Annotated in this window: 21 protein-coding genes; 6 read left to right on the forward strand and 15 right to left on the reverse strand. The window is 62.5% G+C overall.

Annotated features, from left to right (window positions below; genetic code table 11):
- Positions 1-122 precede the first annotated feature (122 nt).
- On the forward strand, positions 123-947 hold the full coding sequence (locus P0M12_RS07335) for a mycofactocin-coupled SDR family oxidoreductase (protein ID WP_003940537.1): 825 nt from the start codon (positions 123-125) through the stop codon (positions 945-947).
- Between the two features lie 31 nt (positions 948-978).
- Here the strand turns inward: P0M12_RS07335 and P0M12_RS07340 are convergent, their stop codons facing one another.
- From P0M12_RS07340 to P0M12_RS07370, 7 genes are all read right to left on the reverse strand, one after another.
- The gene (locus tag P0M12_RS07340) at positions 979-1,767 is read right to left on the reverse strand and encodes an SDR family oxidoreductase (protein ID WP_277377557.1); all 789 of its coding nucleotides are present in this window, start codon (positions 1,765-1,767) and stop codon (positions 979-981) included.
- A 78-nt stretch (positions 1,768-1,845) separates the two neighbouring features.
- A complete protein-coding gene (locus P0M12_RS07345; RefSeq protein WP_003940283.1) occupies positions 1,846-2,496 on the reverse strand; it encodes a PaaI family thioesterase in 651 nt (216 codons plus the stop codon).
- On the reverse strand, positions 2,496-3,365 hold the full coding sequence (locus P0M12_RS07350; RefSeq protein ID WP_054826825.1) for a MaoC/PaaZ C-terminal domain-containing protein: 870 nt from the start codon (positions 3,363-3,365) through the stop codon (positions 2,496-2,498). Before P0M12_RS07350 ends, P0M12_RS07345 begins: the two co-directional genes overlap by 1 nt.
- Complete coding sequence (locus P0M12_RS07355) at positions 3,365-4,567, reverse strand: lipid-transfer protein (RefSeq protein WP_277377558.1); 1,203 nt, start codon at positions 4,565-4,567, stop codon at positions 3,365-3,367. Before P0M12_RS07355 ends, P0M12_RS07350 begins: the two co-directional genes overlap by 1 nt.
- Before the next feature lie 7 nt (positions 4,568-4,574).
- Positions 4,575-6,755, reverse strand: a complete 2,181-nt coding sequence (locus tag P0M12_RS07360; protein ID WP_277377559.1) for an acyl-CoA dehydrogenase — start codon at positions 6,753-6,755, stop codon at positions 4,575-4,577.
- A gap of 34 nt (positions 6,756-6,789) precedes the next feature.
- Positions 6,790-7,953 (reverse strand): steroid 3-ketoacyl-CoA thiolase, encoded by a 1,164-nt coding sequence (locus tag P0M12_RS07365; protein WP_007732681.1) that lies wholly within the window; start codon positions 7,951-7,953, stop codon positions 6,790-6,792.
- A 192-nt stretch (positions 7,954-8,145) separates the two neighbouring features.
- Positions 8,146-8,772 (reverse strand): TetR family transcriptional regulator, encoded by a 627-nt coding sequence (locus P0M12_RS07370; protein ID WP_030536987.1) that lies wholly within the window; start codon positions 8,770-8,772, stop codon positions 8,146-8,148.
- 153 nt (positions 8,773-8,925) lie between these two features.
- Here P0M12_RS07370 and P0M12_RS07375 point away from each other — a divergent pair, with 153 nt between their 5' ends.
- A complete protein-coding gene (locus P0M12_RS07375) occupies positions 8,926-10,458 on the forward strand; it encodes an FAD-dependent oxidoreductase (RefSeq protein WP_037128865.1) in 1,533 nt (510 codons plus the stop codon).
- A gap of 79 nt (positions 10,459-10,537) precedes the next feature.
- On the opposite strand, the gene P0M12_RS07380 is transcribed toward P0M12_RS07375, so the two are convergent.
- The 7 genes from P0M12_RS07380 to hsaA form a co-directional block, all read right to left on the reverse strand.
- A complete protein-coding gene (locus P0M12_RS07380) occupies positions 10,538-11,089 on the reverse strand; it encodes a pyridoxamine 5'-phosphate oxidase family protein (RefSeq protein WP_073512548.1) in 552 nt (183 codons plus the stop codon).
- A gap of 30 nt (positions 11,090-11,119) precedes the next feature.
- The gene (locus P0M12_RS07385) at positions 11,120-12,136 is read right to left on the reverse strand and encodes a TIGR03617 family F420-dependent LLM class oxidoreductase (protein ID WP_050656598.1); all 1,017 of its coding nucleotides are present in this window, start codon (positions 12,134-12,136) and stop codon (positions 11,120-11,122) included.
- A gap of 1 nt (position 12,137) precedes the next feature.
- Entirely contained in the window at positions 12,138-13,019 is an 882-nt protein-coding gene (locus tag P0M12_RS07390) for an SMP-30/gluconolactonase/LRE family protein (RefSeq protein WP_277377560.1), read from the reverse strand.
- A gap of 81 nt (positions 13,020-13,100) precedes the next feature.
- Positions 13,101-13,562, reverse strand: coding sequence for an SRPBCC domain-containing protein (locus P0M12_RS07395; RefSeq protein WP_277377561.1), 462 nt, complete (start codon positions 13,560-13,562; stop codon positions 13,101-13,103).
- Positions 13,555-13,914 carry a metalloregulator ArsR/SmtB family transcription factor gene (locus tag P0M12_RS07400; protein WP_007732695.1) on the reverse strand — a complete coding sequence of 120 codons (360 nt, stop codon included), beginning with the start codon at positions 13,912-13,914 and terminating at the stop codon, positions 13,555-13,557. The genes P0M12_RS07395 and P0M12_RS07400 overlap by 8 nt, the downstream gene beginning before the upstream one ends.
- A 65-nt stretch (positions 13,915-13,979) precedes the next feature.
- Complete coding sequence (locus tag P0M12_RS07405; protein WP_277377562.1) at positions 13,980-15,272, reverse strand: glutamine synthetase family protein; 1,293 nt, start codon at positions 15,270-15,272, stop codon at positions 13,980-13,982.
- Positions 15,273-15,310: 38 nt separating this feature from the next.
- Entirely contained in the window at positions 15,311-16,477 is a 1,167-nt protein-coding gene (gene hsaA, locus P0M12_RS07410; RefSeq protein WP_042448427.1) for a 3-hydroxy-9,10-secoandrosta-1,3,5(10)-triene-9,17-dione monooxygenase oxygenase subunit, read from the reverse strand.
- Between the two features lie 237 nt (positions 16,478-16,714).
- On the opposite strand from hsaA, the gene P0M12_RS07415 reads away from it, so the two are divergent.
- Genes P0M12_RS07415 through P0M12_RS07430 form a run of 4 tightly spaced genes read left to right on the forward strand, consistent with a single transcriptional unit; the run spans position 16,715 to position 19,481 of the window.
- The gene (locus P0M12_RS07415) at positions 16,715-17,878 is read left to right on the forward strand and encodes a Rieske 2Fe-2S domain-containing protein (RefSeq protein ID WP_277377563.1); all 1,164 of its coding nucleotides are present in this window, start codon (positions 16,715-16,717) and stop codon (positions 17,876-17,878) included.
- A complete protein-coding gene (locus P0M12_RS07420; protein WP_047270703.1) occupies positions 17,856-18,152 on the forward strand; it encodes a hypothetical protein in 297 nt (98 codons plus the stop codon). Before P0M12_RS07415 ends, P0M12_RS07420 begins: the two co-directional genes overlap by 23 nt.
- A 30-nt stretch (positions 18,153-18,182) precedes the next feature.
- Complete coding sequence (locus tag P0M12_RS07425) at positions 18,183-18,971, forward strand: SDR family NAD(P)-dependent oxidoreductase (RefSeq protein ID WP_020909164.1); 789 nt, start codon at positions 18,183-18,185, stop codon at positions 18,969-18,971.
- 51 nt (positions 18,972-19,022) lie between these two features.
- Positions 19,023-19,481, forward strand: coding sequence for a nuclear transport factor 2 family protein (locus tag P0M12_RS07430; protein WP_007732698.1), 459 nt, complete (start codon positions 19,023-19,025; stop codon positions 19,479-19,481).
- Position 19,482: 1 nt separating this feature from the next.
- Here the strand turns inward: P0M12_RS07430 and P0M12_RS07435 are convergent, their stop codons facing one another.
- Positions 19,483-20,277 (reverse strand): SDR family NAD(P)-dependent oxidoreductase, encoded by a 795-nt coding sequence (locus P0M12_RS07435; RefSeq protein WP_007732699.1) that lies wholly within the window; start codon positions 20,275-20,277, stop codon positions 19,483-19,485.
- Positions 20,278-20,458 lie beyond the last annotated feature (181 nt).

The raw sequence follows: 20,458 nt of genomic DNA on the forward strand, positions 1-20,458 counted from the left end.
TCTTCCGAAGCGAGTTCCCGCTGTAACTGAACTCAGACTACGTCGCCGGCGACGAATTTCGCCGTCCCCTCGGGTCAGTACTCATGACCGAGTAATCATGATTCACGACGGACGGAGCACGCATGCCCGGACAGTTGGAAGGCAAAACCGCACTGATCACCGGGGCCGCCCGAGGTCAGGGCAGGAGCCACGCCGTGCGATTGGCGCAGGAGGGCGCGAACATCATTGCGCTCGACATCTGCCGTCAGATCGAATCGGTGGCCTACCCGATGGGAACCGCCGACGATTTGCGGCAGACAACAGCAGCGGTCGAGAACCTGGGACGAAGTATCGTCGCGCGAGAAGTGGATGTTCGCGATCTGTCCGCACTGCGAACTGCGGTATCCGAAGGAATTGCGGAGCTGGGCAGCGTCGACATCGTCCTGGCCAACGCCGGTATCGGCATGATGTCCCCGGATATCGACGATGCTCGCGCCTTCCGCGACCAGATGGAGGTCAACCTATTCGGCGTCTGGAATACCGTCCAGGCCGCAGCGCCCGCGATGATCGAACAAGGTACAGGTGGCGCAATAGTCCTTACCGGATCAACTCTGGGACTTGTCGGTCGTGGAGGTGACGGCACCGGCGGATCCGACGGCTACTGCGCGAGTAAACACGCCATCGTGGGGCTTGGGCGCACGTGGTCGCACTGGCTTGCTCCCCACAATATTCGTGTCAACTCCGTGCACCCGACTGGCGCGAATACACCGATGGTCGTCAACGACGCGGTCGCGAAGCTGTTTGCGGACTCCCCGACATCGAGCGGAGCCGACGTGGGCAACCTCTTGAATGTCGAGTTGATCGAAGCTGCCGACGTCAGCAACGCGATAGCCTGGCTGGTTTCGGATCAGGCTCGATACGTCACAGGTATCGCGTTGCCGGTCGACGCCGGGTTCACGGCCAAATAGACGCCGGATACACCGGCCGAGTCGCCGTCGATCAGTCGACGGTCGGCGCCCACTGCACGCCGTTGATGTGCCCACCACCGTCGACGAAGAGGGTGTTGCCGGTGACGTAACGGCTGTCGTCACTTGCCAGGAAGGCCGCAACGGGGCCGATGTCGTCGAGGGGATCGCCGATCCGCCCCATCGGGTTCTGTGCGGCCATCACTGCCACGTTCTCCGGATTGGCTTCGGCGACACGCTTGTACGCCGCACTCTGCGCACCGGGACAGATGACGTTGCAGTTCACCTGCTTGGTAGCCCACTCGCGGGCAGCAGTGCGAGTCAGGGTTCGCAATGCTTCCTTCGCCGCGTTGTACTGCACCGAGTACATGTGAGCATTCACGCCGTTGAGGCTGCACATGTTGATCACGCGGCCCGTGCCGTGACGCTCCAGTTCCGGCAGGGCAGCCTGCATCGCCCAGAATGCCGCCATCACTGCCATGTCGAAACCGCCGCGCAACTGCTCGTCGGACATCTTCTCGAGCCGCGCGAAACCGAAAGTCCGCCAGGCATTGTTCACCAGGATGTCGAGGCGTCCGAACCGCTCGACGGACTTGTCGACCATGGCAACAACCTGAGCTTTGTCAGTGACGTCGGTCCGGACGAATTCCGCCTCCGCGCCCCATTCGTCCCGCAACCACTGGGTGGTTTCGAGGCCCGCTGCCTCGTCGATCTCGGCAACCAACACCGACGCGCCTTCACGCGCGAACGCGCCCGCCACTCCGCGCCCGATGCCCATACCGGCACCGGTGACCACTGCTACACGTCCGTCGAGCTTGCCCACTGGGCCCTCCTTCGTCAGAACCCCTGTGCGCCTTTTTGGTAGTTCCCACTACCAAAAAGGCGCACGGGGGCGAAGCCCCTACCTGGGGCGCGGCACGGTCTTGTCGATGAACAGTCCCTCTACCGACACACACAATTCGCCGTCCGCAGTTTTGATCTCACCGACGGTGTGAATCTTGCGGCCGTCCTTGGACAGGAATTTGCCGCTGATCGTGAGTGGCTCGAACAGCGGAGTCGGGCGATGGTACCGAGTGCTCAATTGTGCTGTCATGCCGGAAGTTCCACCCCAGGCGTTCGCGACGCCGAGAACGTGATCGAGCAGCAGCGCCGAAACACCGCCGTGCACATGGCCGGGAGGGCCCTGGTACGGCAGCGTCAACGTGACCACTCCCTGCACCGACCCGTCAGCGAGCCCTTCCAGAACGAGCGGCGGCGCAATGGCGTTCTCGGGGCCGGTCACGGGGTCGTGACGAGTCACGCCCTCACCGTTCCACATGTCGATCAACCGCTCGGCCACCTCGGGTGAGTGCTGTTCGAGATGCTCTGCAATGCTGTTGAGCTCCTCCGCAACCCGGTCCAAATTGGCGTTTCCGCGGTCGGTGCGCAGCATCGCGTCGACAACGCGACGCGCTGCTGCCGTGGCCCGGTCGACGGGGGCGTCCTGCGGCGGCGACGTCAGAATCGTGCCGCCCGGATGTGTCGCTGCTGTGGGGTGCGAACCGAGGTCCATCAGTTGATCTCCATTGTTGCGTGCGTGAGAACCGGGGAGTTCTCGCGTTCGGGGCACGTCGCCGCCAACGTCAGTGTGTTGCCGTCCTGCCATACCGAGGTGGTGATGGATTCGCCGGGGAAGAGCGAACCTGCAAACCGCACCGAGTAGTTCTTCACCCGCGTCGGATCTCCGTCGAGAATCCCGTCTACCACGGCCTTGCAGACGATGCCGTACGACGCGAGGCCGTGCAGAATCGGTGCATCGAAGCCCGCCATCTTCGCGAAGGAGGGATCAGCGTGCAGCGGGTTCATGTCTCCACTGAGTCGGTACACCAGCGCCTGTGAGGGACTCGTGCTCGACGTCAGTACCTTGTCGGGCGCTCGATCAGGCACCCCGGCAACAACTTCGGGCCCGGTGTTGCCGCCGAATCCACCTTCGCCGCGCGCCCAGATCTGCATTCCGGTGGTCCATAACGGATTCCCGTCCAGGTCCTCGGCCGCCGTCTCGAGAACGATCACAGCTGCCTTTCCCTTGTCCCAGACATCGGCGACCCGAGAGGAAATACGGGCAGCACCCGTCGACGGGATGGGCGCGTGAAGTGCCAGCGACTGCCCACCGTGCAGGATCTTTCGCAGATCGATGTCGATTCCCGGCATACTCATCGACGGTGCGGGCAGTACACCCGCCGAAACTCCCTGGCCTGCAACCATTGCAAACGTCGGGAGTACCTTCAGCCCCTTTTCGTACACCCAGGTCAGTTCGGCGGGATCGAGAGCATTCGCCCCTGCCCCGAGTCCCAATTGGTAGAGCATGACGTCGCGATCGGTCCACGACGCCTCGCGCACAGTCGGTTCGGCGGCCAACGCCACCTCGAGATCGATAGCCATCAGTTCTCCAAAGTTCCGGCTCGGTAGACCGTCACGACGCACGCGCCGCCCAGTCCGAGGTTGTGTTGCAAGCCAATACGAGCGCCTTCGACCTGCCGCGCATCCGCGGTCCCGCGGAGCTGCCACGTGAGTTCGGCGCACTGCGCCAAGCCCGTCGCGCCCAGCGGGTGTCCCTTCGAGATCAAACCACCCGACGGGTTGACGACCCACTGGCCGCCGTACGTGGTCGCGCCGGATTGGACGAGCTTTCCGCCTTCTCCGACCGCGCACATCCCCAGGCCCTCGTAGGTGATGATCTCGTTGATCGCGAAGCAGTCGTGCAGTTCGATGACGTCGACGTCATCGATGGTGATCCCGGCCTGCGCAAAGACCTGCTCTGCCGCAGCTGCCGTCATCGGCGCGCCGACCACGTCGATCATCGACTTCTCGGCGAACGCTGCCTCGGTGTCAGTGGTCAACGCCTGTGCGACGATTTCGATCGCCCGGTCTTCGAGGCCGTGCTCACGCACGAACTTCTCGCTCACGACGATCGCGGCTCCGGCGCCGTCCGAGGTCGGCGAGCACTGCGAACGTGTCAGCGGCTCGTGAATCATCTTGTCGCCGAGTACCTGTTCGAGGGTGTACTCGTCACGGAACTGTGCGTACGGATTGTTCACCGAATGCTTGTGATTCTTGACCGCCACCGCTGCGATCTGCTCGACCGTGGTGCCGTACTTCTTCATGTGCTCGACGGCAGCGTTACCGAACAGCTGAGCTGTCATCGGCGATCGGGCGAACCCGTAACCCTCGACCATGATCTTCAGCTGAGAGTCCAAGGTCGTGACCTTGGGCATCTCACCGTTACCGGTCAACGCCGTTTTGGTCATCTTCTCGAAGCCGACGGCCAAGGCGCACTCGGCTTGTCCGGCCTGGACCCACTCGCGCGCCATCATCAGCGCCGTCGAGCCGGTCGCGCAGTTGTTGTTGACGTTGAAGATCGGAATGCCGGTCAGACCGGTCTCGTAGAGAGCTCGCTGTCCTGCTGTCGACGCGTTGAACACGTAACCGACCGCAGCACGCTGAATCTGGCCGTAGCCGATCCCGGCATCGGTCAGGGCATTCGAGACGGCTTCGGTCACCATGTCCGGGTATTCCCAGTCGCGGGTCTCGATCTTCTCGAACTTGGTCATGCCGACGCCGATGACGAAGGTGCGATTGCTCATGTGCAGGTCACTTTCCCGGTTCAGGGTCGCGAGGCAGACCCAGGATTCGCTCACCGATGATGTTGAGCTGAACATTGGTTGTACCACCCGCGATGGACATGCACTGCGAGTTCAAGAACATCTGGGTTGCAGACATCCGATGCTGTTCGCCCAGAAGTGAACTCGGTCCGGCCCACTCCATTGCCACGTCCCAGACCTGCTGGATGTGCTCGACACCGATCAGCTTCGCCACCGAGGATTCGGCACCCGGCTGCGCGCCGGTGAGCGAGCGCAGCGTGGTGCGCAGACCGAGCAGACCACCGGATTGCGCATCGCACAGCACCTTTCCGAGCACGGTCAGCTGCTCGTCGTCGATGCCACCGGGCAGTCCGTCGACCAGGCTCAGAAGAGCCTCGCCACCCGATCCGAGCGACGAGTCGTTGGACAGCGAGACACGCTCGTTGGCCAGCGTGGTGCGAGCGAGCTTCCAGCCGTCGCCTTGCTCGCCGACCAGGCACTCGTCGGGAACGAAGACGTCGTCGAAGAAGACTTCGTTGAACAGTGCTTCACCGGTGATCTCGCGCAGCGGACGAATGTCGAGGCCACTGTTCTTGATGTCGATGAGGAAGTAGGACAGGCCCTTGTGCTTGGGTGCGTCGGCGTCGGTGCGCGCGAGGCAGATTCCCCAGTGCGCGTCGCGTGCCATCGACGTCCACACCTTCTGGCCCTGCAACTTCCAGCCACCGTCGACCTTGGTGGCCTTTGTACTCAGCGCGGCGAGGTCGGAACCTGCGCCGGGCTCGGAGAAGAGCTGACACCAGACGATGTCCCCGCGCAGTGACGGCGGGACGAACTTGGCGAGCTGCTCTTCGTTGCCGTGCGCGATGAGCGTCGGGATGACCCAGTTGCCGATGATCATGTCGTGCGGCTTGATCTTCGCAGCGCGCAGTTCTTCGGCGATGACCAGCTGGCTGACGGCGTCGGCGGACTTGCCCCACGGAGCCGTGAAGTGCGGTGCGGTGTAGCCCTTTTCCGCGAGATACGTTTTCTGGGCGGCGCCTTCGAGTTCGAGTGCAGGAGCGAGCTCGGCTCGGACGTCGGCTCGGATCGCCTCGGCCTCGGGCGGCAGCTCGACGCTGAGCACGCGACGGGTTCCGGCAATGGTCAGCTCGGCAACGCGACGACGCCAGGATGCCGTGGAACCCAGCAGAATTCGCAGGGACTGCGCGCGGCGCAGGTACAGGTGCGCGTCGTGCTCCCACGTGTAGCCGATTCCGCCGAGCACCTGGATGCAGTCACGCGTGACGGAGAAGCCAGCCTCGAGGGCCGTGGCTCCGGCGACGGCTGCTGCGAGAGAAGCCTCTTCGGCACCGACGCCGTTGGCGGGAGTCAGCGCGCGCGCAGCGTCCCAAGCGCAGACGCGTGCCTGCTCGGAAAGAACGAGCATACGTGCAGCCTTGTGCTTGACACCCTGGAACTGGCCGATCGGGCGACCGAACTGCTGACGCACCTTCGCGTGGTCGGCCGACGTCGTGACTGCCCAGTCGGCCAAGCCTGATGCCTCGGCCGCGAACAGTGTTGCGGCAATGTCGAGTACACGCTGGGTATCGATGGTGAGGATCTCGGAATCGGTGAGCACCAAACCGTCGACGGTGACCTCGGAATTACGACGCACGACGTCGTAGCTGGCCAAGTCCGTGACCTCGAGGCGGTCACGTCCGAGCAGAACGAATCCGCTGTCCGTCGCGAGGAGGAACAGGTCAGCGACATGGCCGCCGAGAATCTGACTGGACGTTCCGCTGAGGGTGGTGCTGTCGCCGTCGCGGGTGATCTTCAGCGACCCCGGCTGCAGTGCAACAGCTCCGAGCGTGCTGCCATCCACGAGCGTTGGCAGTCTGTCCGTTTCTCCGGCATCGCTGAGAACAGCGCTGACCACTACCGTCGGCAGGAATGGTCCGGGAACCATCGAGCGTCCAAGTTCCTCGACGACGATGGCGAGTTCGACCAATCCGTATCCTGCGCCGCCGAATTCCTCGGCTACGTGTAGTCCGAGAAGCCCCTGCTCGGCAAGCCCGTTCCAGAGTTGGGGGCGAGTTTCGACCTTCGCCTCGACGGCTTCACGGACGACGGTGGGTGTTGCGTGACGCGCCGCCCAGCCCCGTACGGAGTCGCGGAGGTCACGATCTTCTTCACTCAATCCAATAGTCATGTCTACCTCGTCAATTCGACAGTGTCAGTACGGGTCAGATGCGTTCGATAATGGTGGCGGTCGAGAGAGCGCCACCGGCGCACATCGTGACCAGAGCCGTCGACTTGTTCGAGCGCTCGAGTTCGTGCAGCGCAGTGGTGATCAGACGCGCGCCCGTGGAACCGACGGGATGTCCGAGCGCGATCGCACCACCGTTGACGTTGACCTTGGACAGGTCTGCGCCGTGAACCTGCGCCCAGGAGAGCACGACCGAGGCAAAGGCTTCGTTGATTTCGACGAGATCGATGTCGTCCAAGGTCATTTTGGCCTTGTCGAGCACCATCTGGGTGGACTCGATCGGCCCGTCCAGGTGATAGAAGGGATCGGATCCGACCATGCCGGACGCGACGATCCGCGCGCGGGGCTTCAATCCCAGTTCCTGTGCGCGCTCTTCGCTCATCAGCAGTACCGCAGCCGCGCCATCACTGATCTGCGACGAGTTGCCGGCGGTGTGGATATGGCCTTCGATGACCGGCTTGAGCCCAGCCAGCGCTTCTGCCGTCGTCTCACGCAGTCCCCCGTCGCGAGTGACAGTGGCGATCTCACCGGTAGGCACGCCTTCCTTGTCCACCACGGGAGCCTTGACGGGCACGATCTCGCGGTCGAAGCGTCCTTCTGCCCAAGCCTGAGCTGCGCGGCGCTGCGATTCCAGACCGAACGCGTCGACGTCGGCGCGCGTGATCCCACGCTTCTCGGCAATTCGCTGCGCGGAGGTGAACTGGTCACCCATGTCGATGGTCCAGTCGTCCGGGTACGGGTTTCCCGTTCCGGGTGCGTTTGCCTGACCCAGGAACACACGGCTCATAGCCTCGACGCCGCAGCCGATACCGGCCGAGATCTGACCAGACGAAATCAGGCCGGAAATCAAATGCACTGCCTGCTGGGCGGATCCACAGGCGCAGTCGATAGTGGTTGCCGCGGTGCTGTACGGCAATCCGGCGTGCAGCCACGCCTGCCGCGTGACGTTGTTGGACTGCTCACCTGCCTGGGTGACACAGCCGCCGATGATCTGTCCGATGTCTTCCGGTGCGACGCCTGCCCGTTCGAGAACGCCGAGCTGCGCTGCTCCCAGAATCTCGGCGGGGTGCAGTCCCGCCAGGGCGCCGCGACGACGGCCGATCGGTGTCCGAGCGGCCTCGACGATGACTGCATGACCCATGATGTTCGCTCCTTCGTGGAGTTTTCGGTCGGTGAGCTGGCTCACCGTCTAATTTTCTGTAATTTATTCTATTAATGATGCCAGGGCAATGTCCGGATTGACATCAACTCTCAACTGATGCGGATTCAAAAATAGAATTGATTTCAATTTTGCGAACATGACGAACCCACCCCAGAGAGGGGCGAAGTCACGTCAGTGCCGTGAGAGATTCACCAGAAGCAGGTCGCATCCCTTGCGGATGTCGTACTCCGCATCGGGGATGGAGATTCGACCGTTGAGGCACGATTGGATGACCCCGAACCACAACTGCATCAGCAGACGCAACCCGGTGTTGTCTTCCTCGGTGGGGTTCTCGATCCCGGCCGCATCGAGAATGATCTGCCGGAAGCCGCGATCGATCTTTCCCACGTCCGGCACCGTCGCGACGTTGGCGGTACTGGACGACTGCAGCATCGCAGTCGAGAGAGCCGGCCGACGCAGTAACCCGCGAGTCGCGCGAACCAATACCTCGTACACCGCATCCTGCGGATTGTCCGACTGAACCTGATGCCTGACAAAGCTGGCACCGATCTGGTCGATCTGCTCGACCATCACAGCGACGAAGAGGTGCGTCTTCGAGGGGAAATAGCGATAAAGAGTGCCGATGGCCACGCCCGCCCGCTTGGCGACCTCGTGCATCTGTACCCGTGAGAGTTCCTTCTCGGTCCCCAATTCGGCTGCCGCTTCCAGCATCCGCACATGGCGCGCCCGCTGCTCGTCCGAACTGGGCTCTGCAGCGTCCCTGACCTCGGCAATTCTCGGCAACGTCGCCCCCATCATCGATTCTGTGTCCCGGTCGCGAACGACCTCGCCAATTCTCTCATCTCGACCACCCATCTCGGCATATTGCCCGCTCAGTGGGACCTGGCATGGCCTTCTCTCCCCGTGCGGTATTCCGTGGACACCCCACCCTCTTGGAGTAAGGACGCAATGATGCAGGACTGGACCACCGAGTGCGACGTGTTGGTAGTCGGCTCCGGCGGCGGCGCGCTGACCGGCGCATACACCGCGGCAGCTCGAGGATTGACGACGATCGTCCTCGAGAAAACCGATCGCTTCGGCGGAACTTCCGCGTACTCGGGCGCATCCATCTGGCTGCCGGGAACCCAAGTACAGGAACGTGCGGGACTCCCCGACTCGACGGAGAACGCACGCACCTATCTGCGCGCATTGCTCGGCGACGCCGAGTCCGAGCGCCAGGATGCCTATGTCGAGACCGCTCCCGATGTCGTCGCACTACTCGAGCAGAACCCGCACATCGAATTCGAGTTCCGTGCGTTCCCCGACTACTACAAGGCCGAAGGCCGGATGGACACGGGACGCTCCATCAACCCTCTCGATCTCGATCCCGCCGACATCGGTGACCTCGCCGGCAAGGTGCGTCCGGAACTCGACCAAGACCGCACCGGTCAGGATCATGCTCCCGGCCCGATGATCGGTGGGCGCGCACTGATCGGCCGACTGCTGGCCGCAGTCCAGAGCACCGGTAACGCAGAACTTCGTACCGAATCCATCCTCACCTCCCTGATCGTGGAAGACGGTCGGGTTGTCGGCGCCGAGGTCGAATCCGGCGGCGAAACCCAGCGAATCAAGGCGAACCGCGGTGTGCTGATGGCAGCGGGCGGCATCGAAGGCAACGCCGAGATGCGTGAGCAGGCCGGCACCCCCGGCAAAGCGATCTGGAGTATGGGTCCCTTCGGCGCCAACACCGGTGACGCGATCTCCGCCGGAATTGCTGTCGGTGGCGCAACCGCTTTGCTCGATCAGGCGTGGTTCTGCCCCGGCGTCGAGCAGCCGGACGGCAGCGCCGCATTCATGGTCGGCGTTCGCGGCGGACTCGTCGTCGACAACGCGGGCGAGCGTTACCTCAACGAGTCTCTCCCGTACGACCAGTTCGGCCGGGCCATGGATGCGCACGACGACAACGGTTCTGCAGTGCCGTCGTTCATGATCTTCGACTCGCGCGAGGGTGGCGGACTACCTGCCATCTGCATCCCGAACACGGCGCCCGCCAAGCACCTCGAGGCCGGAACCTGGGTCGCCGCCGACACTCTCGAAGAACTCGCCGCCAAGACCGGACTGCCGGCCGACGCATTGCGCAGCACTGTCGAAAAGTTCAACGACGCCGCAAAGCTGGGTGTCGACGAAGAGTTCCATCGCGGCGAAGACCCGTACGACGCGTTCTTCTGCCCACCCAACGGCGGCGCGAATGCTGCTCTGACGGCGATCGAGAACGGTCCGTTCTACGCGGCCCGCATCGTCCTCAGTGACCTCGGCACCAAGGGCGGATTGGTCACCGACGTCAACGGTCGAGTCCTGCGTGCCGACGGCAGCGCCATCGACGGCCTGTACGCCGCCGGCAACACGAGCGCGTCACTGAGCGGCCGCTTCTACCCCGGTCCTGGCGTTCCGCTCGGCACGGCCATGGTCTTCTCGTACCGAGCAGCCCAGGACATGGCGAAGTAACCAGCACAACGAGGACGTGGGGCAGGCAATGTCAGAATCACCTGCCCCACACTCTTTCGCACGGCGACGCGATTTTGTATCACTCCAGGTCGATACCGGGCAACCCGTCCACACTCTTCGCGTTCTTCTCGGCGCGATAGGCGATGAGCCGCTCCGGCCCCCTCTTCTCCGCTACGCGGTCGAGCACGTCACGATCGGATTGGTAGTCCATCAGCGGTACTGCGTATCCGCACGAATCCGAAATGCGCGTCAGATCGACCACGACGATCGACCGCAGCCCCGGGTGCTCAGGGAACCTACCGACAAGCTCGTTGAACGGTTCCGACCCTGCAAGCAGAACGTGTCCGTGACCGTGCAGTCGTACGATCTTCGGTGGTCCGTCAAACGCCATGAACATCAGTGTTATTCGCGAGTTCTCGCGCACGTGCGCGATGGTTTCCACACCGCTGCCGGTGAGGTCGAGGTACGCCACCCGGGTGGATGTCAGCACCACAAACGATCCGACTCCCCCTTTGGGTGAGCAATTGACCAACCCGTCAGCAGACAACGGTGCGGTGGCAACGACGAACAGCGGTTGAGCCTGCAACCACGTGGTGAGCTTTTCATCGATGCCTTCGTAGACGCGCCCCATGTCGAGAGTGTAGTTCGCGCCGACTGGACGTCACGGGGCAGACGCTGCGGCGGCTCGAATCTCCTCACACATCGCTGCGAAGACGCGGTCGTCGGCGGGATTCGCCGGCACCGCCAGTGCAATGCCGTCGCAGAGACTCGCGTATTTCGAACTCAGCACCTCGGGGAGTTCGGCGTAGGTGCATTGCGTGACCAGCCTGTCGAGAACATCGTCGGTGAGGACGGCAGGTAGTCGAGCCCAATCACCTGCCCGCGCCATCACTGTCAGTTCTTCCCCGACCTCGGATAATCCGAGGACCTCCAGCGCGACTCGGTACGCCGGAGTGGAGTAGAGAAAGGCAAGTTCACTGCGCACCGCTTCTCGTTGAGCAAGTATCGCGGCAGGATCTTTGCCGGTGATCATCTTCGGAACGGCAATCAGTCGCGGCTTCCTTCCTCCTGCCGTCAACGATGGAATGATCCTCTCCGCGAGCACCTTCGGATGGGAGCTGGTGGGGTGAGAAACAAAACCGTCGGCGACGGCTCCCGCCAGTGAGCACATGCGCGAGTTCACTCCCCCGGTCCAGATCTCCGGAGCCGGAACATCGAGCGGCCCCGGATTGAAGTAGGGCTGCAGCCGGTCGAAGGTGTAGTGCGTTCCGGCATGGTCGAGTTCACCGCCCTCCTGAAAAACTCGGAAGATCTCGCGTACAGCGCTGACGTAATCACGCAGTTGCGCAACAGGATCCGTCCACGGCATCGAGTACCGCCCGACGATGTTCCCACGCACCTGCGTCGCAAGCCCCAGTTGAAATCGCCCACCCGAGAAACCCGCAAGATCCCAGGCAGCCAAAGCCGTCACCATGGGACTGCGCGCAAACGCGACAACCATCGACGTCCGGACAGTGAGAGTACTGCTGTGCTCGACGGCCAGGGCCGCCACCGCAAACGGATCACGAATGGTTTCGGAGATGTGCACCGTGTCGAAACCAAGGTTCTCGATGCGTCGGACGTGCTGAGCTACCTGCCGCAGCGGAGTGTCGGCAGGTAGCGAGGTCACCAATTCCATATCAGCTCAAAGGCTCCAGGCGAATCGACAGCAGCTTTCCTTCGGTAGCCACCTTGCGAGCGTGTTCATTGAAATCCGGGGCGGCACAAACGAACAGGGTACGACCGTCGGAACCGCCGAGTCCGCAAGCGAAGACACCGCTGTCGAAGGCAATTTCGTCGACTATCTCCCCGCTGGCGCCCACATGAAGAACACGGCTTCCGAGGGCATCGGCCACCCACATCGAATCGTCTCCGTCGACACAACACCCGTCCGCCGCAACGACGATCTGAGCGAGGGTGGTCTCCATCTCGGGTCCACCAGGCACCGGCCCGAACGACGCCCAGTCGCGGCGTTCACCCAGAGAGCCGTCGGCCTGGACGGCAAACGCACTGATTCGATTTCCCAGCGTTTCGTCCACGAGCAGATCTCCGGTCGACGTCAGAGCCATTCCGTTGGGGAAGTGGAGATCTCGCGCGACGACGTGCACCGATCCGTCCGGGTCGACGCGGAGGAGATCTGCCGTCTCGACGGGGGCCAGGTTCATCAGATCGAACCCGAAGTTGCCCACGTACGCTCGTCCCTGTGCGTCGACCAGCATGTCGTTGACGTTGGCACTGACGTACCCGGACAAGTCTGCGTGCACCACCAACTCGCCATCGGATTCTCGCCGCAGAATCTTCTGGTCCCGCATGGAGACGACCAGTAATCTGCCGTCCGGAAGCCACCCCAGCCCGGACGGCTGCCCTGGAACCTCCGCCTCGACGCGTATGTCTGTCCCGTCCTCGCAGGCCGAAATCACCTGGTAGGTGTAGAAGTCCGATACCCAGATCCGGTTCTCGTGCCAGCGCGGGCATTCGACGTAGGTGTATCCCTCGAGAACTACCGCAACTTCTGGTGCCATCAGGCTCTCCTGCGTCGGTGACGAATGGACTATCAGCCCCATTCAATCACCGGCACCGCTGTCGCGGTGTCCGATTCCCGACTAGTCGCCGGCGCGAACTTCGTCCAACACGTCGAAAGCGGATTCCCATCCGTCGTACACATTCCCGTCACCCTTGAATCCCGGAATTCCTACCAGCTGGAAGGTCATTTCGGTTTTGTCACCCCGTTCTGCGAGCGTGACCGTTATCCGAGGTGCGGCATCCACTGGATCACTCGGATTTCCCCAGGTGAAGACCAGCCTCTTCGGCTCGTCGACCTCGAGATAGGTTCCGCCGGTGGGGTACTCGGCTCCGTTCTCGTCGTTGATCATCAGGTAGCGGTACGTTCCGCCAACCCGGGGGTCGATCGTGACGTACTCCCGAGGACTGCTGACGCCCTTCGGATGCCACCAGCACGCCGCCTCGTCGGGGTCGGTCCACGCCTGCCAGACAAGGTCGCGCGGCGCATCGAAGATCCGGGTGATGGTGAATTCTGCAGTGGCATCGACGTTCTGGTCACTCATTGTCCTTCTCCTTCTTCGGTCGAGGTTGCTTCAGCTCACGTAGACGCTCGTCGAGGAGGTCGAAGCGTTCGTTCCAGCCTCGCCGGTGTTCGTCGACCCAGGCGCTGGCGTCGTCGAGACCCTCTGCTCGAAGGGTGCACGTGCGCCATTGCGCGGTGGCGGTTCGTTCGATGAGACCGGCTCGCTCGAGCACCTTCAGATGCTGAGAGATGGCGGGTCGACTCATTTCGAACGGCTCGGCCAACTCACCGACGGTCATCGAACCATCAGTGAGGCGAGAGAGCATTTCACGCCTCGTCGGGTCGGCCAATGCGCTGAACACTGCATCGAGTCGGCCACTTCGCTCGTCCATGTAAGCAACTCCTTAATTAAGGAATAGCTTAAACATAGGACTCGACATCTTGCGCGTCAACCCTTTCAGCTCCAGGTATATCGAAGCCGCTCGACGGTTGTCGCCTCGTCCATCTGGGAGAAAGTCTCGCGCTCAACTCCCTTCACTGACACCATCGCTTCGATGATCGACTCCCCGAAGATTTCCTTCGCCACCGAGGAGGAGTTGAACTTCTGCACTATCTCGCGCAGATCGGTGGGGACTCGGGTCACCCCGCGCTCATCACGTTCCGCCTCCGTGAGAGTCGACGGGTTCACCACAATTTCCGGCGGCAATGGCGAGGCAGTGCCGATACCGATATGCGAAAGGCCAAGTATCGCAGCGGTCGCCAGATACGGGTTGGCCGATGGATCGACGATTTTCACTTCGGCGTTGGCGCCGTGTGGATTCGACGGTGACTCTGCGCAGAACCTCAGTGCCGCTTCCCGGTTCTCGAGCCCCCAACAGACGTAGGCCCCCGACCAATTGTCCGGTCGCAGCCTGACCCCGGAGAGCGGTGAGGACGCAAAGACGGCCGTGAATTCCGTGAGGTGAGAGAGGATTCCACCCAAAGCTGATGATCCTTTGTCGGTCATCCCGTACTCCTGCCCGCCACCGGAGAAGACGGGCCGCCCACCTGAGTTCAACGAAAAGTGCTGGTGTGCACCGTTCCCTGCACCTCCGATCGTAGGTATCGGTGAAAACGAGGCCGCCAATCCATGGGCTCTGGCAGTGCGGCTGATCAAGATCCGGGCCAGTATCACCAGGTCGGCAGCCTGAACAGGAGTTGCCGGAGCGACGGAGATCTCGAATTGTTCCGGTCCGTACTCTGCATGAACTTGCTCGATATGAAGTTGTGCGCGTTCGGCATTGCGCAGAAGGTCCTTGAGGAAGTCCTCGCGGCGCAGGACTGCACCTAACCCGTACGCCGACCACGCTCCGTTGCACGCATCACCGAAAAGAGTGAACTCGATCTCGTGACCCACCCGAGCTTCCAGTCCGTCGGCGGCAAGCCGCGCCACGACGGCAGTGAGTGCGGACCGAGTACACACGGCAGCCGTCGCACCGTCTTGCTCGTGCAACGTCGCCGGCGCCCACGACACGCCCCCGCCGAGATCACGGAGGTCGGAGCGGTCGATACGCAACCGGAGATCACCCACGACGGAAAAGGAATCGGTGAAGGCAATCCGATCGTCGCTACAGAAGACGTTCCAGCTCGGTGAGACTCCCGCACCGGCTTTCTCGAAGGCACCGGTTCGGCCGGCCGGCATCACCTTCGCGCGCGCGACACCCGCCATGTCGACGATCGAGCCGATGGTCAGAGCCGGTACTTCCCTCATCCAAAGGCAAATACCCCACCCGGTGACGCGCCAACCCGTCAGATCAGGTTGTCCTCCACCGGCAGTCCGAACGCCGCCCGGCCGTAGAGCGCCAACGCGCGCTCGGGTTCGTTGGCAACGTGAACGCTGCCCGCATGAACGTCACGCCACGCACGCTCGATCGGGTTTCCGCGAGAGAGGGAGTTCCCGCCTGCCGTCTTGAAAAGCATGTCGATCGCTTCCACCGAGCGTTCCGTCGCACGAACCTGATCACGACGCGCACGCAGCCTCATCGAGAGTGGGAGCTCCTGACCGGCCACAGCAAGTTCGTACATCTCCCGGATATTGCGATCCATCTGCAGAATCGCAGCATCGATCTCCGACGACGCACGTGCGACGGCGACCTGAGCGAACTGATCCTCGCTGAACCGTCCACCACCCAAACTCAGACGGACGCGCTCACGCATCACGTCCAGGTACCCCTCGTAACAACCGGCGACGATGCCCACACACGGAGCGGCAACCGTCGAGGTGAAGATACTCCCGAACGGAAGCTTGTACAGCGGACCAGGATTGACTGCTTGGCCTGGGCCGCGAAGTTGTGCGGTCTCGTAGTTGCGCTTCAATCGGTGCTCGGGAACGAAGGCCTTGTCGACCACGATCTCGTTGCTCGCGGTGCCGCGCATCCCCACGACATCCCAGACATCTCGGATCTCGTAATCCGTACGCGGCACCAACACCGTCATGAAATCGACGGGACGACCATCCATGCCGACCACCATCGCGCCCAGCAATGCCCAACTCGCGTGATCACAGCCGGAAGAGAAGCCCCACTGGCCCGACAGTTCGTAACCACCGTCCACCGCCGTCAGTCGACCGACCGGCGCGTAGGCGGACGAGATGAGCGTCGTCTGATCCTCTCCCCACACGTCGGCCTGCGCTCGGTCGTCGAAAAGTGCAAGATGCCACGGGTGCACCCCCACCACCGACGCGACCCAACCGGTCGAGCCGCAGGCAGCCGAGATGGCCCTGACCACTTCGTAGAACTGAACCGGGTCGCTCTCGGCACCTCCGTATCTTTTCGGCGCCAGCATGGAGAAGACGCCGGCTTCGGACAGCTCCCGGATGGTCCGTTCGGAGATCTTGCGCGAATCGTCGACCTTCTGAGCGCGGGCCGCGATCTTCGGGAGCAGATCACGGACTGAACTCAGAACCTTGTTGACCATGGGAGACACTCCTCGCACCGAACCGTGAGGGAGCGGATCGGCAGATAGACATAACGGCTGCCCCGTCACGATATGTCGGTCACGCGTTCCGGTGATCGGAAGTCCCGGAGGCCGGGATCAGCCGCCGGATCCTCGCGCTCGCCGCTGGTCCCGGCCAGTGAGACGAGACCCCAGAGGCAATTCACGCTCCCCTAGCGTCGGGCGTCGACACTGCCCCTGGAAAGGACGGGACTCATCGTGACGATCACTCAGTCCGACAACGACGAGGTTCGCGAGATCCAAGCTGGAACCGCGCCTACACGCTTTGCGCGTGGATGGCACTGCATTGGACTCACGGAGTCCTTCAAGGACGGCCAGCCGCACTCCATCGAGGCGTTCGGCACCAAACTGGTCGTCTTCGCCGACAGTGAAGGCAACGTCAAGATCCTCGACGCGTACTGCCGTCACATGGGTGGCGACTTGAGCCAGGGCGCCATCAAGGGCGACGCCATTGCCTGTCCGTTCCACGATTGGCGCTGGGGCGGCAACGGCAAGTGCCAGAAGATTCCGTACGCACGCCGCGTCCCCCCGCTGGCCAAGACGCGCGCCTGGCAAACCCTCGACCAGGACGGTATGCTCTTCGTCTGGCACGACCCCGAGGGCAACCCGCCGACCGACGACGTGGCTATCCCCCGCATCGAAGGCGCGCTCAGCGACGAGTGGAGCGACTGGGTCTGGTACACCACGACCGTCGACACCAACTGCCGCGAAATCGTCGACAACATCGTCGACATGGCGCACTTCTTCTACGTGCACTACTCCTTCCCGACGTACTTCAAGAACGTCTTCGAAGGCCACGCCGCAACGCAGTACATGCGCGGCGTCGCTCGCTCGGACATGCGTCCCCACGCAGCAGGCACCCCGAAGATGGTCGGCAGCAACTCGGTTGCCACGTACTTCGGCCCCTCCTTCATGGTCGACGACCTGACCTACGAGTACGAGGACTACAACGTCGACTCTGTGCTCATCAACTGCCACTACCCGGTCAGCGCTGACAAGTTCGTGCTCCAGTACGGCATCATCGTCAAGAAGTCGGATCGCTTCCAGGGTGAAGCCGCCGACGCGATGGCCGCGAACTTCGGCACGTTCATCGCCAAGGGCTTCGAGCAGGACGTCGAGATCTGGAAGAACAAGACTCGCATCGAGAACCCGCTCCTGTGCGAAGAAGACGGCCCGGTCTACCAGCTCCGTCGCTGGTACGAACAGTTCTACGTCGATGTCGCGGACATCGCTCCCGAGATGACCGAGCGCTTCGAATTCGAACTCGACACCGCGCGACCCGTCGCAGCCTGGCAGAAGGAAGTCGAAGACAACCTCGCTGCAAAGAAGGCAGACGAAGATGCAGCCTCTTCAGTGCGCTGAGTGCAAGGCTCAGGTCCTGGTCCAGAAGAACAGTTGGGAACACACCACCGTTCAGTGGAGTGACCAGGCCCGCGCCCAGTGCCTCGAAATCGCCGACGACCGTGAATTCGGGCAGCGAGAGGGACGACCCGGTGCCCCTCGCAAGCAGTGCGGCGCCTTGATCGCGTCCATCGTGAACGCTGCAACAGCGGGCCAACTCGAGATCCTCAACGACGAGCCGGTGCCTCAGCCGATCGTCGACGACAGCGAACCCGTACCGACTCCGTTTCACTAGTCAAGCCAACATCTTTCGAAGAAGGTAGTAATGATCGATCCTCAGTACTACGGCCCGTGGGCAGTCATCGCCGGCGGTTCAGAAGGTGTCGGCGCAGGGTTCGCCGACGAGCTCAGCAAGATCGGCATCAACCTCGTTCTCATCGCCCGCAAGCCGGGCCCGCTCGAGGAGACCGCGGCCAAGGCACGCGCCAACGGCGTCGAAGTACGCACTCTCGCATTGGATCTGCTCGTTCCGGACGCGCTCGATCAGATCAAGGCGGTCACCGACGACGTCGAGGTCGGCCTGCTCATCTTCAACGCCGGCGCCAACAGCTACGGCCACGAGTTCGTGACCGGTGATCTGACGGGATTTGCCGGAGTCATCGAGCTGAACATCAACAAGCAGCTCGAACTCTCGCACCACTTCGGCGGATTGATGAAGGATCGCGGACGCGGCGGCATCATGCTGCTTGGTTCGCTGGCCGGATTCATGGGCTCCGAGCACCAGAGCATCTACGCGGCGTCCAAGGCATTCGGGCGCATCTTCGCCGAAAGCCTGTGGCTCGAACTCCAGCCGTACGGCGTTCACGTCGTCGAGTTCATTCTCGGTGTCACTCGCACACCCGCTATGATTCGCGCGGGACTGAACTTCGACATCCCGGGCATGAACGTCGCAGAGCCCGAAGATGTTGCACGTGAAGGTCTCGAACACCTTGCCGACGGCCCGATCTGGGTGGCTGCAGGAAACTACGAAGGCGCCAAGAAGCGCAGTGGCTTCCCCCGAGACAAGATGGTCAAGGGTGCTGCCGAAGCGATGCGCAAGCTGCTCAACCGCTGACATCTGCTGTGCGCCTTTATTAACCCCCCGACGTTAAGAAAGGCGCACAGCATGAGCATCGACATCACCACTCTTCTCGACGAACGCGAGATCACCCGCTCCATCTTCGAGTTCGCCCGAGCCATGGATGCGCGAGAGTGGGATGAACTCCACCGGATCATGACGCCGGACGCTACGGCAGAATTGGGCACCGGAACTCTGCGCGGACCCGCCGAGGTAGTGGCGTCCATCCGCTCGTTCCTCGACGAGTGCGGTCCCACCCAACATCTGATCGGTAACGTGCTGGTCGAGGTGGTCGGCGATCTCGCCACCAGCTGCTCCTATGTCAGCGACATGCATGTGGGCACCGGGAGCAAGGCTCACCTGAACTTCTTCACCCTCGGCGACTACCACGACTCATGGGCGCGGATCGACGGAAAGTGGCGAATGACGCACCGCACCAAGCATTCACACGCCAGTCAGGGATCCATCGAGGTTCTGGGCGCCGGCCCCAGCGGTTGGCGGAGCTGATTCAGCTCAACATCGACGAACGGCCGGTCGCGAGCGGACTCTTGCTGGTGAGTCCGCCGTCGACCACCAGGGTCTGCCCCGTCATGTAGCGAGATTCGTCCGAAGCCAGGTAGACCATGGCATGCGCGATGTCTTCGGGTTCGCCGAGGTAAGGCAGGGCGTTTGCCTGCTTCATGCCGTCGATGACATCAGCGGGGATGTTGTCCACGAGAGCGGGTGTCATGATCGCGCCCGGCGCTACGGCATTGCACCGAACGCCGTTTGCTCCGTACTGGACTGCGATGTACTGCGTCAGACGAATGACTGCCGCTTTGGCGGATCCGTAGGCAGACTGCAGGGAATCCCCGATCAATCCACCTACCGAGGCCGTGTTGACGATCGATCCTCCACCGGCACTGTTCATGTGCGGAATGGCAAGTCGTGAAGCGACGACAGTGCTGCGGACGTTGAGCGACATCACGCGATCCCACTCGTCCAAGTCCATCCGGAGCAGGTCGAGATCCTTGCGCGGGTTACTACCGCCCACGTGATTACACAGGACGTTGATGCCGCCGAATTCGGCGACCGCCTTTTCGATCATCGCTGCCAGAGAGTCCTCGTTCATGACATCGACGCCGAAACCCAGTGCATTGCCACCGGTCTCGCGAATCGCCACCGCCGCTTCCTCTGCACGCACAGGATCGAGGTCGGCGACCAACACCTTGGCGCCCTCTGCCGCCATGAGTTGTGCTGCTGCACGCCCGATTCCACTGGCGGCGCCTGTGATCACTACACTCTTGCTTTCGAGCCTGTTCATATCTGTTCCTTTCGCGGAGAATCGCCGTACCCGGATCTCACGTGCCCGGAGTTGACAGCTCGGCGATTGCCCGATCACTACCAGTCAACGCAGGATCGACAGCCTCGTCCAACTTTCTTGAATGAACTCACAAGTACGTGACCACGGCCCGCGCACCTGCTACACCGCCGAAATCGAGTGG

This window comes from Rhodococcus sp. RCBS9, assembly GCF_029457415.1.
In the GTDB taxonomy this organism is placed as follows: Bacteria; Actinomycetota; Actinomycetes; order Mycobacteriales; family Mycobacteriaceae; genus Rhodococcus_F; species Rhodococcus_F qingshengii.